The sequence below is a fragment of the Mixta sp. Marseille-Q2659 genome, from assembly GCF_940807255.1.
Classification (GTDB): Bacteria; Pseudomonadota; Gammaproteobacteria; order Enterobacterales; family Enterobacteriaceae; genus Mixta.
In genome coordinates this window covers 48,604-62,411 of record NZ_CALNWY010000025.1, presented here as the reverse complement: position 1 = coordinate 62,411, position 13,808 = coordinate 48,604, and the positions used below count along the sequence as shown (strand labels likewise).

Annotated in this window: 11 protein-coding genes and 1 pseudogene; 7 read left to right on the top strand and 5 right to left on the bottom strand. The window is 55.2% G+C overall.

Annotated features, from left to right (window positions below; translation table 11 throughout):
• Positions 1–284, bottom strand: a 284-nt coding sequence (locus P3C52_RS16030) for an amino acid permease (RefSeq protein WP_275555949.1), incomplete at its 3' end; no start/stop codon positions are given.
• A 211-nt stretch (positions 285–495) separates the two neighbouring features.
• Positions 496–1,449, bottom strand: a complete 954-nt coding sequence (gene ydgH / locus P3C52_RS16025; RefSeq protein ID WP_275555948.1) for a DUF1471 family protein YdgH — start codon at positions 1,447–1,449, stop codon at positions 496–498.
• Between the two features lie 511 nt (positions 1,450–1,960).
• On the opposite strand from ydgH, the gene pntA reads away from it, so the two are divergent.
• Both pntA and pntB read left to right on the top strand, forming a co-directional pair.
• The gene (gene pntA, locus P3C52_RS16020; RefSeq protein ID WP_275555947.1) at positions 1,961–3,490 is read left to right on the top strand and encodes a Re/Si-specific NAD(P)(+) transhydrogenase subunit alpha; all 1,530 of its coding nucleotides are present in this window, start codon (positions 1,961–1,963) and stop codon (positions 3,488–3,490) included.
• A gap of 10 nt (positions 3,491–3,500) precedes the next feature.
• Positions 3,501–4,893, top strand: a pseudogene (gene pntB / locus P3C52_RS16015) (Re/Si-specific NAD(P)(+) transhydrogenase subunit beta).
• Positions 4,894–4,971: 78 nt separating this feature from the next.
• On the opposite strand, the gene uspE reads toward pntB, so the two are convergent.
• Both uspE and P3C52_RS16005 read right to left on the bottom strand, forming a co-directional pair.
• A complete protein-coding gene (uspE, locus tag P3C52_RS16010; protein WP_275555946.1) occupies positions 4,972–5,922 on the bottom strand; it encodes a universal stress protein UspE in 951 nt (316 codons plus the stop codon).
• Between the two features lie 118 nt (positions 5,923–6,040).
• A complete protein-coding gene (locus P3C52_RS16005) occupies positions 6,041–6,793 on the bottom strand; it encodes an FNR family transcription factor (RefSeq protein WP_275555945.1) in 753 nt (250 codons plus the stop codon).
• Positions 6,794–7,179: 386 nt separating this feature from the next.
• On the opposite strand from P3C52_RS16005, the gene smrA reads away from it, so the two are divergent.
• A complete protein-coding gene (smrA, locus tag P3C52_RS16000; protein ID WP_275555944.1) occupies positions 7,180–7,743 on the top strand; it encodes a DNA endonuclease SmrA in 564 nt (187 codons plus the stop codon).
• Positions 7,744–7,847: 104 nt separating this feature from the next.
• Here smrA and P3C52_RS15995 read toward each other — a convergent pair whose 3' ends face one another.
• A complete protein-coding gene (locus tag P3C52_RS15995) occupies positions 7,848–8,771 on the bottom strand; it encodes a LysR substrate-binding domain-containing protein (protein WP_275555943.1) in 924 nt (307 codons plus the stop codon).
• A gap of 324 nt (positions 8,772–9,095) precedes the next feature.
• On the opposite strand from P3C52_RS15995, the gene P3C52_RS15990 reads away from it, so the two are divergent.
• The 4 genes from P3C52_RS15990 (at position 9,096) to P3C52_RS15975 (ending at position 13,671) form a co-directional block, all read left to right on the top strand.
• A complete protein-coding gene (locus tag P3C52_RS15990) occupies positions 9,096–10,403 on the top strand; it encodes an aromatic acid/H+ symport family MFS transporter (protein WP_275555954.1) in 1,308 nt (435 codons plus the stop codon).
• 140 nt (positions 10,404–10,543) lie between these two features.
• Positions 10,544–11,878 carry a VOC family protein gene (locus tag P3C52_RS15985; protein ID WP_275555942.1) on the top strand — a complete coding sequence of 445 codons (1,335 nt, stop codon included), beginning with the start codon at positions 10,544–10,546 and terminating at the stop codon, positions 11,876–11,878.
• A gap of 13 nt (positions 11,879–11,891) precedes the next feature.
• Positions 11,892–12,164, top strand: a complete 273-nt coding sequence (locus P3C52_RS15980; protein ID WP_275555941.1) for a hypothetical protein — start codon at positions 11,892–11,894, stop codon at positions 12,162–12,164.
• Positions 12,154–13,671, top strand: coding sequence for a carboxylesterase/lipase family protein (locus P3C52_RS15975; RefSeq protein WP_275555940.1), 1,518 nt, complete (start codon positions 12,154–12,156; stop codon positions 13,669–13,671). The genes P3C52_RS15980 and P3C52_RS15975 overlap by 11 nt, the downstream gene beginning before the upstream one ends.
• Positions 13,672–13,808: the final 137 nt, after the last annotated feature.

Below are 13,808 nucleotides of genomic sequence, written 5' to 3'. Positions count from 1 at the left end.
GCGCACAGCCAGTAGCCCCAGGCAGAACTAAAGCCGACCAGTTCCCCGAAGCCGTCGCGGGCATAGGTAAAAATACCGCCGTCCAGATCGGGCTTCAGCCGCGTCAACAGCAGCAGCGCTAACGAAAGAAAAAGAATACCCGCGCCGGTAATGGCCCAGCCGATCAAGAGCGCGGCGGGGCTGGCGACGGCCGCCATATTTTGCGGCAGGCTGAAAACCCCGGCGCCCAGCATGGAGCTGAGTACCAGCGCGGTTAGCGCGCTAAGGCCTAATTTTTTGTCCAAGAAACCGTCCTGAAACAGAATAAATAACCAGGGAACCGCGTTGCGGTTGACTTTTCATCAGGCAGGAGGCGAGAGAACCCCGCGTTTGCGCTGAAATAAGGCCGGGATTTTACGGAGTGCGGGGGCGTCGCGCAATGCGTGTCTATGCAAAAAGCGCTACAGATTATTCAGAATATGGCGGAGCGGCGGAAAAGCCGCTCCGGGGTGAGGATTATTTAAACAGGTCAGCGGTCACGGTGAGGTTGCCGCCGCTCTGGTTTTGCCACTGGCGCGTGACGTGATAGAACTTAGCGCCTTTGGCGGCGGCGCGTTTGGCCACGGCCTCAGAGATTTCCGTCGGCGTGCCAAAGTGGCCGGTAAAGGTGACGGTATCAAACGGCTGCATCTGCGCGGCAGTGATGGCGTTCACTTCCTGGATCTCTTTGCCGTCAGACAGGCGCACGGTATAACGCTCGCCAGAAGAACTCTGGGTTTCGAAGAAACGGCCAACTTTATTGCTCGGCGTTTCTGAAGACGCAACGCCAGGAATTTCAACCTGTTTCGCAGCAACGCCGCCGGCGGCCAGTGCCGCTTTACCCGCTTCGGAGTTACGCGGAATTGCGTTCGGGCTCTGCACCTGGCGTTTCGGCGCATCGGCTTTATAAACGTAGGCGGTGATATATTGGTTGCCGCCGCTGTTGGCGTCGATCTGGCGCACAATAAAGAACGAGGCTGCGCCTTTCTCTTTCGCCGCTTTACCAATTGCTTCATTCACATCCGGCTGGCTGTGGAAGAAGCCGCTGACGGAAACCGTATCGAACGGCTCCAGCCGGTACGCTTCCGCTTTCGGCAGCTCTTTTACGCCGCTAAAGGTGCGATACGTGGTGGTCTTCTCAGAAGCCGGCGCATCGGCATGATACAAATCGGCAGTAACGCGCCAGTTGCCGCTGTTGCCGGTTGCGTCATTAATACCCTGAATATAGTAAGAGGCCGCGCCCATGCTATCCGCACGTTTGGAGACTGCCGCGCTGGCATCGCCAATGGAATTGAAACGACCGCTAATATTAATACGTTCGAAAGGTTTTAACGCGGCCGCTTTTTCTGGTGACAGCTCCTGCGCCGCCTGAGCGGTCAGCGTCATCGATGACAACAGGGCGGTCACCAGAAGAGTGTTCTTCAGCTTCATAAAAATAATCCTTCGCCTTACGCAAAAATTGAGTACGAAAACGTGCTGGACTCTTGATGTGTAACAGATTAGCTGCCGATTATTGCATGTAATAATGGCCGCTGTCTCAGCCAATTTAACGCATTCGGGTTCGCCGGTTTAATCATAAAAAGGGCGTATTAAAGAGAGGCGTTTTTAGTATAACTCAGCAATCGATTATTACTTTAACCGATTAATGATATGACTATTTTAGTTAATCTATTGTTAATTAAGGATAATGTTGCGTTTTATATCCTGTTTTGTTGCTATCGATATAGCAGATTGTTGTTGGGATAACGCTATTTATCCGGCGAAAATAATGTGTGATTCCCTGAGAAGGGCATATTTGCGTAAAAACTTTCCACGCAGCCGGTAGCGGGTAGATTACGAGACATATATTCAGTAGGTTATAAACACTTTGATACAAAGTCTGGAGCGAGCGCGGAAAAATCGCCGTCGCTCATATCATCACTAACCGATGAAAGGGAAAACTATGTTAATTGGGGTACCCAAAGAGCGGTTGCTAAATGAAGCCCGGGTGGCTGCAACGCCAAAAACGGTGGAACAGCTGCTGAAACTGGGTTTCAGCGTAGCCATTGAAGAACAGGCAGGTAAAGCGGCCAGTTTTGAAGATAGCGCTTATCAGCAGGCGGGCGCGACCCTGGTCGATCGTCAGCAGGCTTTGCAGGCCGATATTGTGCTGAAAGTCAATGCGCCTGATGAGGAAGAGATTGCGCTGCTGCGTGAAGGCAGCACGCTGATAAGCTTTATCTGGCCTGCGCAAAATCCAGCGCTGATGGAAAAGCTGGCCGCGCGTAAGATTAACGTCATGGCAATGGATGCGGTGCCACGCATTTCCCGCGCCCAGTCTCTTGATGCCCTCAGCTCCATGGCCAATATCGCTGGCTATCGCGCGGTCGTAGAGGCTGCGCATGAATTTGGCCGTTTCTTTACCGGCCAGATTACCGCGGCAGGGAAAGTGCCACCGGCAAAAGTCATGGTGATTGGCGCTGGCGTGGCTGGCCTGGCGGCGATTGGCGCCGCCGGTAGCTTAGGCGCCATCGTGCGCGCGTTTGATACCCGCCCGGAAGTGAAAGAGCAGGTGAAAAGCATGGGCGCCGAATTCCTTGAGCTGGATTTCAAAGAGGAAGCTGGCAGCGGCGACGGCTATGCCAAAGTGATGTCGGAAGCCTTTATCAAAGCGGAAATGGAACTCTTTGCTGCTCAGGCGCAGGAGGTGGATATCATTATTACCACCGCGCTGATCCCAGGAAAACCCGCGCCGCGTCTGATTACCCGCGAAATGGTCGCCACCATGAAGCCCGGCAGCGTGATTGTGGATCTGGCAGCGCAAACCGGTGGCAACTGCGAGCTGACCGTCGCAGATACGGTTACCACTACCGAGAACGGCGTAAAAATCATTGGCTATACCGATCTGCCCAGCCGCTTACCGACGCAATCTTCCCAGCTCTACAGCACCAACCTGGTCAATCTCCTGAAGCTGCTCTGCAAAGAGAAGAACGGCGAAATCGACATCAACTTCGATGATGTGGTGATCCGCGGTGTGACTACCGTGCTGAACGGTGAAGTCACCTGGCCCGCGCCGCCGATCCAGGTTTCCGCCGCGCCGAAAGCGGCCCAGCCCAAAGCGGCGGCGCCGGTTGAGCCAGCCAAACCTGCTTCCCCCTGGCGTAAATATCTGCTGCTGGCGCTGGCGATTGTGCTGTTCGCCTGCCTGGCGAATGTCGCCCCGGCCGCGTTCCTTTCGCACTTTACCGTTTTCGCGCTCTCCTGCGTGGTGGGTTACTACGTGGTGTGGAATGTCAGCCATGCGCTGCATACGCCGCTGATGTCGGTCACGAATGCTATATCCGGCATTATCGTGGTCGGCGCGCTGTTGCAAATCGGCCACGGCGGCTGGGTCACTTTCTTCGCCTTTATTGCCGTGCTGATCGCCAGCATCAATATTTTTGGCGGCTTCACCGTAACTCAGCGCATGCTGAAAATGTTTCGTAAGAACTAAGGGGCAATAAATGTCTGGCGGATTAGTGACTGCGGCATACATTGTTGCCGCAATTCTTTTTATTTTCAGCCTGGCGGGGCTTTCAAAGCATGAAACCTCGAAGCAGGGAAATATTTTCGGCATGGCCGGTATGGGCATTGCGCTACTGGCGACCATTTTCGGACCGGATGCCGGCAATATCGCTTGGATCTTACTGGCGATGGTGATCGGCGGCGCAATCGGCATTCATCTGGCGAAAAAGGTAGAGATGACCGAAATGCCGGAGCTGGTGGCGATTCTGCACAGCTTCGTCGGCCTGGCGGCGGTACTGGTGGGGTTTAAACAGCTATATCGATCACGGCCCTGGGCTTGAGCCGGTGATGGAAAATATTCATCTGACGGAGATTTTCCTCGGCATCTTTATCGGTGCGGTGACTTTTACCGGATCGCTGGTCGCTTTTGGCAAACTGCGCGGGAAAATCTCTTCGCGTCCGCTGATGCTGCCGCATCGCCACAAGCTTAACCTGCTGGCGCTGGTGGTCTCCTTCCTGCTGCTGTGGATGTTTGTCCGTACCGAAAGCGTCGGGCTGCAAATTTTCGCATTGCTGATCATGACGGTGATTGCACTGGCTTTCGGCTGGCATCTGGTCGCCTCAATCGGTGGTGCGGATATGCCGGTCGTGGTTTCTATGCTGAACTCCTATTCCGGTTGGGCCGCCGCCGCTGCGGGCTTTATGCTGAGCAACGATCTGCTGATTGTCACCGGCGCGCTGGTTGGTTCCTCCGGCGCCATTCTCTCTTACATTATGTGCAAGGCGATGAACCGCTCGTTTATCAGCGTGATCGCCGGTGGATTCGGCACCGACAGCAGCGCTGCAGCAGGGGACGATGAAGAGAGCGGCGAACATCGTGAGATCAATGCGCAGGATACCGCGGAGCTGCTGAAAAACTCCTCTACCGTCATTATTACCCCGGGCTACGGCATGGCGGTGGCACAGGCGCAATATCCGGTGGCGGAGATCACCGAAAAGCTGCGTGCGCGCGGCATCAAGGTGCGATTTGGCATTCATCCGGTGGCGGGCCGTCTGCCAGGCCATATGAATGTACTGCTGGCGGAGGCGAAAGTGCCTTATGACGTGGTGCTGGAAATGGATGAAATCAACGATGATTTCGCCGAGACCGACACGGTACTGGTGATTGGCGCGAACGATACCGTTAACCCGGCGGCGCAGGAAGATCCGCGCAGTCCTATCGCCGGAATGCCGGTGCTGGAAGTGTGGAAAGCGCAAAATGTGGTGGTGTTTAAGCGTTCCATGAACACCGGCTATGCGGGCGTTCAGAATCCGCTGTTCTTTAAAGAGAATACGCAGATGCTGTTCGGCGACGCAAAAGCGAGCGTGGAAGCTATTCTCAAAGCACTTTAAGCGCGTTAAAAAATAAAAGGCTGCCGACATATCGTCGGCAGCCTTTTTTACGCTCGCTCTTCAGATCAGCCTTCGTCGTTAATCATCCTCATCGTCATCCAGCTCAATCGCCGACGTGAAGTTATCGGGCTTGATCACCAGTAGATCGCAGCGCAGATGATCGATAACCTGCTCAGCGGTATTGCCCAGGAAAGCCGCCGACAGACCGGTACGCCCTATGGTGCCTAATACCACCACGCCCGCATTTAAATGCTCGGCTAAATCCGGGATAACCTCTTCCGGCAGGCCCTTGGCGACGTGGGTGAATTTCTCATCAATAGAAAATTTTTGCCGCAGCGCCTTCATGGCGACCAAATGCTGGCCGCGAATCGCATCGTTATACACGCTGGGATCGAAGTCAGGCAGTTCAATGGCGATATTGATGGGCGTCACCGGATAAGCGCCGACCAGATGCACTTCGGTATGATTCACCATGGCGGCCAGTTCGGTAGTTTCGCGGATTAGCTTCTGATTCAGCCCGTCATGATGCGGCTCCTCGCTGGCCAGGTTCACGGCAACTACCGCTTTACCTTGTTCCGGCCAGGGCTGATCTTTCACCATCCAGACCGGGCAGGGGCACTTGCGCAGCAGATGCCAGTCGGTTGGAGTGAAAATCACCGCTTCCAGCCGATCGTGCTGGTGCGCCATTTTCAACACCAGATCGTGTTGGCCTGCCAGAACTTCCTGAATAATCGCTTCAAAGGGTCGATTATGCCAGACCACTTTGATTTCAATATCCACGCCCGCTTCCAGATAAGCATGCGCCTGTTCGCGAATCCATTCTGTCCGTTGGCTGATCACCCCTTTGCGCATGGTCGTGCGTTCATCGGGTGAAAGAAGGGTAGTCATTTCGTAAGAAAAATCATAGATAGGCAAAAATGCCTTAATTTTCCCGCCGATACGCTGGTTGAGATAGACGGCCCGACGCAGCGCTGGCTGATCGTCTTGTTCAGGATCTATCGCGACCAGAATGTTTTGATACTTAACCATAACGGCATCTCCTAACACCAGAGCGTGTCAGCTAAAGATAGCCCATTAACAGGTCGGGAAAAAGGGGAGAAGTTCTAGCCGGATCAATAAAATAACAAATAGTGATCCGGCGTGCTTATCATGCGGCGCCGCGGCTTTGACCTGCCAGCTCGGCCAGCATCGAATGGTTTTCAATCGTAATGTATTTGCCTTTTACCGCCAGCATTCCGCTCTTCTGGAAGCGGCCCAGCAGACGGCTGATGGTTTCTACCGTCAGGCCCAGATAGTTACCAATATCACCACGCGTCATCGTCAGGCGGAACTCACGCTGGGAGAAGCCGCGCTGGCCGAAACGGCGCGCCAGATTCCAGATAAACGCCGCCAGGCGTTCTTCTGCATTTTTCTTCGACAACAGCAGAATCATATCCTGATCGCCTTTGATCTCGCCGCTCATCAGGCGCATCATCTGCTGGCGCAGGGCGGGCATTTTACCGGAAAGATCGTCCAGGGTTTCGAAAGGAATTTCACAGACCATCGAGGTTTCCAGCGCCTGAGCAAAGCTGGGATGATGGCCGGAGCCGATCGCATCAAAGCCGACCAGGTCACCCGCCAGATGAAAACCGGTGATCTGCTCATCGCCCTGTTCGGTGATGGTATAGCTCTTGATGGTACCGGAGCGAATAGCGTAGAGCGAACGCAACTCATCACCCGCTTTAAACAGAGCCTGGCTTTTCTGAATCGGCTTTTTACGCTCGATAATGTTGTCCAGCTGGTCCAGCTCATGTTCATTTAGCGTGAACGGGATACAAAGTTGACTGATGCTACAGTCCTGGCAGTGAATCGCGCATCCACCAGACTGAATACGACGAATGCTTCGTTTTTCCGGGATCATAATACATCCTCGACGATAATTGACTGAGGTCAATTTTAACATCCTTCATGCGCGAAATGGAATGCATTAGCGCACTTTTAACCGCATAAAAAACAGGGATGTTATCTATTAATAACATCAATGTAATTTTATGGGTAAATATTGCGCATTGTTTTGTTAATTAAGGGCGTTAAACAACTTTTCTTATTACCGATACACGGCGAATTATTTTTAACACTTAACTAACATGACAAAAATCAATCGCTAAGTTGAATGAAAAACAGGCAGTCACGGCTTGCGCATTTTGGCTTTTGGCAACGCCCGGCCAATCGGTTAAACTTGCCGGGACGTTCAGTCATTTTCTTCTTCGTGCATTGCCACGACATATCAGGCGTGAGGTAAGCCCCATGAACCTTGACGATAAAGATCTGTTTCGTGACGCCATGGAAGATGTCACCCCGCTGAAAAATTGCGCAAATATTCACTGGCTGAAAACGCCGACGCCCAAAGCGCCGCGCCAGCCGGCTAATGAGGAAATGGAAAACTTCCTTACTAAAGGCTACCTCGATATTGTTCCGCTCAGTGAACCGCTGGAATATAAAGCTGAAGGCATTCAACAAGGCGTGCTGGATAAGCTGCGTCTGGGTAAATATAAGCTGGATGCCAGCCTCAACCTGCTGCGCCAGCCGGTAGAAGTCTGCCGCCAGTCGCTTTTTGCCTTTATGATGGAGGCGCGCAAAGATAATTTGCGCAATCTGCTGATTGTTCACGGCAAGGGCCGGGAAGATGAATCGCACGCCAACATTGTGCGCAGTTATCTGGCACGCTGGCTTCAGCAGTTTGATGATGTACAGGCTTTTTGCATCGCTCAGCCGCAGCACGGCGGTAGCGGCGCAATCTATGTCGGGATGCGCAAAACGGAGCAGGCGCGCATGGATAACCGCGAGCGGCATGCAAAACGCAGTCGCTAATGGGTCATTTGAATCGGCAATAATATTTTCGGGCTGGCGTTTGCCAGCCCGTTCTTTTTTCACCTGCTAAATTATCTCAGACTTAAATGCGCTGCCACACCTTATTATCCTGAATGGCATTTACGAATAGTGGCGAGCAGAATTTCCGCGCTCAGACAGAGCGGATTACCGGAGCGGGTAATAATGCCCACCGGTTCGCCAGGGCCATGCGAAGCAATCGGCAGAGCCGCCAGCGAGCTGTGCAGCAGGTCTTCTTTGACGGCGCCGGAAGGCACAAACCAGACATAGTCGTAACGTAACGCCAGCTGACGCGCCAGCGAAGTAGAGGAGGTTTCTACGCAGCTTGGCGGCAGTTTGCATCCCTGTTCATCCATCATCGCCTGCGCAATGCGCCGCGGTGCCGTCCCTTCCGGCGAAATTACCACCGGCCACTGCAATGCGCGCGAAAGCGTGACGTTGTCACTTAAAAGCGGGTGTTCCGGCCTGACGACCAGCCTTAACGATTCCAGGAACAGCAGTTCATAAGTCAAACCGGACATCATTTCAGTATCGGCCATGCGGCCAATACCGATATCAAACTCGCCCGCCTTCAGGCCCGCCAGCAGTACATTATTATGCAGCGTTGCCACCTGAACCGTGGCCTGAGGCTGTTGCTGGTGAAAGCGATCGAGGATCTGAGGCAACATACCCATTGCGGCGGTCGTCAGCGCGCCGAGACGGATTACTACCGGGCGGTCGCCGACCGGATTCGCGAACGACTGTCCGGCATGATTTAGCGCATCCAGCACCTTTATCGCGTGCGTTAAAAACTGCTCACCGATGGTGGTCAGCTGCGCGCCGAGGCGTCCGCGTTCAAACAGGCGGACGCCGGTCAGCTCCTCCAGCTCATTCAGCGTTTTGGAAAGCGCCGGCTGGCTCAGGCTGAGCGTTTCCGCGGCACGGCCCAGCGTACCTTGCTGTGCGACCGCAACGAAAGTGTGGAGATGGCGCAAGCGGATGCGCTGATTAAACAGATAGTTTTTGTCCATGGGAAGAGAGTAGAAAGGCTGGCTGAATTAACGCAAGCGGCATGCTGTGATTTTGTTAACTTTATTGCAAAATAAATTTAACAATATTGCCTTTTGTTCAGGAAACAGGCGGCGTCAACGTCATCAGAAGTAATCAATGCTACCCGCAGCATAACTTTTCAGCATAGATCATGCTGGCTTGCTGAACGTCCGGCGCGTGGCCTGTTGAGAAAATTTCACTATAGCGCAAAGTCATAGCCGCAGCGCATAGCGTTTCGCTATGATAAAACCGCTTTTATGATTGCCGCGCTTATCCGTTGTTAACAGCCGCAGGGAGCTACTTTTCTGAACAGCATACAGGCCATTGACGTTCGCCAGCTTATTAACCAACACCGCTTAAGCGCCTTCCAGCGGCGTATTATTGCGCTCTGCTTTATTATTGTGGCGCTGGATGGCATGGACATCGCGATAATGGGATTTATTGCCCCAGCGCTGCGCAGCAGCTGGCTGATTTCAAGCCATCAGTTGGGCATGGCGATCGGCGCCGCGCTGGTCGGGCTGGCGCTGGGCGCGATGTTTGCCGGCCCGCTGGCCGATCGTTATGGGCGGCGCTGGATTATTATCAGCAGCGTATTCTTTTTCGGCGTGTGGACGCTGGCAACGGCGCTGGCGCAGAATATCGAACAGATGATGCTGTTTCGTCTGTTGACTGGCCTGGTTGGTGCCGCGATGCCGAATGTCGGCACGCTGGTTTCGGAATACGCGCCGGAGCGCCAGCGCGCTTTTCTGATTACCGTGGTGTTTTGCGGCTTTACCTTCGGCGCCGCCAGCGGTGGGTTCGCCGCCTCCTGGCTGATTCCCGCTTTCGGCTGGCATGCGGTGTTGCTGATGGGCGGCATCCTGCCGCTGCTGCTGCTACCATTGCTGTTGCGTTATCTGCCGGAGTCGGTGCGTTTTCTGCTGGCGCAGCAGGCGCCGTTCTGGCGTATTCGGGCTATCGTGGAAAAGATGTGGCCGGGTTCGACCACGCCGCACAGTACCTTTCTCTATCCTGCTTCGACGTCCGGGACGGGCGCGGTTAGCACCGTACTCTCCAGTCAATACCGCTTCGGCAGCCTGATGCTGTGGGGCGGCTACTTTATGGGCCTGTTCCTGGTTTACCTGATCGGCAGCTGGATGCCCGCCTTGATTGGCGATTTGGGGCTGAGCGTTACCGCTGCCGCGTTGATTACCGCCATGTATCAGGCGGGCGGAACGCTGGGCTCGTTGTTTGCCGGCTGGCTGATGGATCGGGTCAATGCCAATCTGGCGCTGGCGGCAATCTATTTCGGCGGCGCGCTGGCGACCATTCTGCTTGGCTGCGCGCCAGCTCAGCCTCTGCTGATGGCGACCATCGCCTTTTGTTGCGGTTTCTGCTTTAACGGCGCCAATACCGGCATGAATGCGCTGGCCGCCAGCTATTATCCGACTCAGGCGCGCGCCACCGGCTCCAGCTGGATGCACGGCGTTGGCCGCATCGGCGCGATTCTCAGCGCATTTGCCGGCGCGCAGATGCTGGCGCTCGGCTGGCCGTTCAGTCAGATATTTTTACTGCTGGCGCTGCCAGCGACATTAACCAGCCTGATGCTGCTGGCCAAACAGCGCTGGGGCTGAATCCGGCCCGTCTGTAAATACAACGTGCCAGCCTGCGCCGCGTCGCTTTCACCAACGCGATCACAAATTTAACACCTTTTTTCCGTCCGCCTGCGGCTTGCTCTACAGTGGCTGCAGAGTGGCGAAAAAAGGGTGGAATCATGCAAAAGTTTGTCAGCGCAGATGCGCTGCGGGAACAATTTTCTCAGGCGATGTCGGCGATGTATCAGCAGGAAGTGCCGCAATACGGCACGCTGTTGCAGCTGGTGGCAGAGGTCAATCAGCAGGTGCTGGCGCAGGATAAGGAACTTGCCGAACGGCTGGCAGCGGCTGATGAGCTGTCGCGCCTGAGCGTAGAACGCCATGGCGCCATTCGCGTCGGCAGCCCACAGGAGCTGAACACGCTGCGGCAGCTGTTCGCCATTATGGGCATGTATCCAGTGGGCTATTACGATTTGGCGCCAGCAGGCGTGCCGGTGCATTCCACGGCTTTCCGTCCGGTAGAAGGGGACGCGCTGCGCCGTAATCCGTTTCGGCTGTTTACCTCGCTGCTGCGGCTGGAGCTAATCGAAGATCGCGCCATGCGCCAGCGGGCTGAAGCCATTCTTGCTGCGCGCCAGATTTTTACCCCACGTTGTCTGGCGCTGATTGAACAGCATCAGCAGCAGGGCGGCTTTGATGACGCCACCGCCGCTGAGTTTGTTCGTGAGGCGCTGGAGACATTTCGCTGGCACCGACAAACCACCGTCGATCGCGCCACTTACGAAGCGTTGCACCAGCAGCATCGGCTGATTGCCGATGTCGTCTGTTTCCCCGGCTGCCATATTAATCACCTTACGCCGCGCACGCTGGATATCGATCGCGTTCAGGCGCTGATGCCGGAACATGGCATTACGCCCAAAGCAATCATCGAAGGGCCGCCGCGCCGGAACGTACCGATTTTGCTGCGTCAGACCAGCTTCAAAGCGCTGGAAGAGCCGGTCATTTTGCCGACGGCACGCCGCAGTCATACCGCACGCTTTGGTGAGATCGAACAGCGCGGCGTTGCGCTGACGCCAGCCGGACGACAGCGTTACGACAGCCTGTTGGCGCAGGCAGGCAGCGGCACCGATAACCAGCAACACCAGCAACATCTTACTGAGGTATTCCAGGCGTTTCCCGACAGTGAAAAAGCGTTACGCCAGCAGCAGCTCGCCTGGTTTGACTATCGCCTGACGGAAAAGGGCAAGCAGCAGGCGATCGCACCCGATGCCGATCGTGAAGCGCTGATTGCGCAGGGACTGCTGGTGGCCGATCCGCAGGTTTATGAAGATTTTCTGCCGGTCAGCGCCGCCGGTATTTTTCAATCCAATCTGGGCGAACAGGCGCCGGAAAAATTTTCTGCGTCGGCAAGCCGAACCCGTTTTGAAGAAGCGTTAGGCTGTGCCGTAACCGATGAGATGACGCTCTATGCGGCGCGTCAGGCGGCCAGTCTGCAACGCTGCGGCCTGAAATAAACAGCTAGCATTCATGCGGGCTGGTAAAGCCAGTCCGCATAAAACATTTCAGCTTCTTATCATTTTTATGCGCGCTTTTCCGTTGCTGGCGCGCCGCCGCACACGCTGTTTTCCCCTGAAAATACCCTTTTTACCCTCTGCAACGCCGTGTATTTATCCGAAAAGCCGTCAGAAAGGCCAATATCTCATCGGTATATTCTGCAAAATGGCCGCCACCATAGACAATAAAAGTGAGCCTGCGAATAATAAGCCCGTGCTTTACGATGGAAAATATAATGAAAAATGAACCTTTGAGAATACACACGGCAGAGGGTGCATTACGCGGCGCGATTGATGAAGGCATTTTTGTTTTCAAAGGTATTCCTTATGCAGCGCCGCCGGTTGGCGCATTGCGCTGGCGCACGCCAAAACCGGTCACGCCCTGGAAAGAGGTGCGTGATGCAACACATTGGGGCAACGCCAGCTGGCAACATCGTGAACAGTGCGTGCTGGCAGGTGGCGGCGATCCCGGTCATCTCAGCGAGGATTGTCTCTATCTCAATGTCTGGTCGCCGGAAATTCAGCCTTCGCGCCCGCTGCCGGTGATGGTCTGGATCCACGGCGGCGGATTTACCATCGGCGCGGGCAGCCTGCATCCTTACAACGGTAAGGCGCTGGCGGCACGCGGCGTGGTAGTGGTGACGCTGAACTATCGGCTGGGTCACCTCGGCTTTTTTGCGCACCCGGCGCTGGATGCGGAGTATCCGTCCGGCGAAGTGGTCAATAATTTCGCGCTGCTGGATCAGATTGCCGCCCTGCAATGGGTACAGCGCAACATCGCCTCCTTTGGCGGCGATCGGCGCAACGTGACCATTTTCGGCGAATCGTCCGGCGGCCGCAGCGTGCTGTCGCTGTTTGCCTCGCCGCTGGCGGCAGGCCTGTTTCATAAAGGTATCGTGCAGAGCGCCTACAGCCTGCCGGATAAAAAGCGGCAGGACGCGCTGGCCAGCGGTGTAGCGGTGGCGCACCATTTTGGGCTGGAAAACGCCAGCGCAGAGGAGTTGCGCGCGCTGCCTGCCGACAGCTTCTGGTCGCTGCCTGTGCGTCTCGGCAACGGCCCGGTCGCGATCGCGGGCGATCGGGTCTTGCCGAAACCGGTGGTGGAGGTGTTTGCCGCAGCGCGTCAGCATCGGTATCCGCTGATGATTGGCTACAACAGCGATGAAGCCAGCGTGCTGGAATATTTTGGCGTCGATCCCACCGCAACCATAACCACTTTACGCCAGCGACGTCCGCTGCTCCTGAAGCTGATTAAATCGCTCTACGATGAACATGACGATCATCGGCTGGGACGTAAAGTGGCGCGCGATATGGCCTTTGGCACGCTGACCTGGCTGGCGGTGCATGCGCAGCATCAGCGCGGCGTACCGGGCTGGCGCTACTACTTTGATTACGTCTCGGAAAACTCGCGCGATCTCTGTCGTTACGGCAGCTGGCATGGCAATGAAATTCCCTACGTGATGGATACGCTCACCGCGGAAAATGTGCAGATGGCGGATCGCCCCTTTACCGATAACGATCGCCAGTTTGCCCGTCGTATCAGCGAATACTGGTTGCGGTTTGCGCATGACGCCAGCGAGTTTTCTCATCAGCTGCAGGGTGAGGTCATCTGGCCCGCCTGGCATCCGGGCGCCGATGTCACGTTGCGCTTTGGTATCAAAGGCGAAGCGGCGATTGTTACGCAGCATCGATTTATGCGTTTACGCCTGCGACTGCTGCGTTTACTGATGCGCGCCATGGTAAAACTGAAATAATTGCTTTGGGGAATTGTTACATGGCGCGATAAATATCAGCATTATTTCACTATCTAAAAGTTGAAAAGCGTTGCGCGGGCAAGGACTTAGCCCGGCGCCCTTTCAGATAACCGTCTGAAAGGTAAGGATTACTGTTG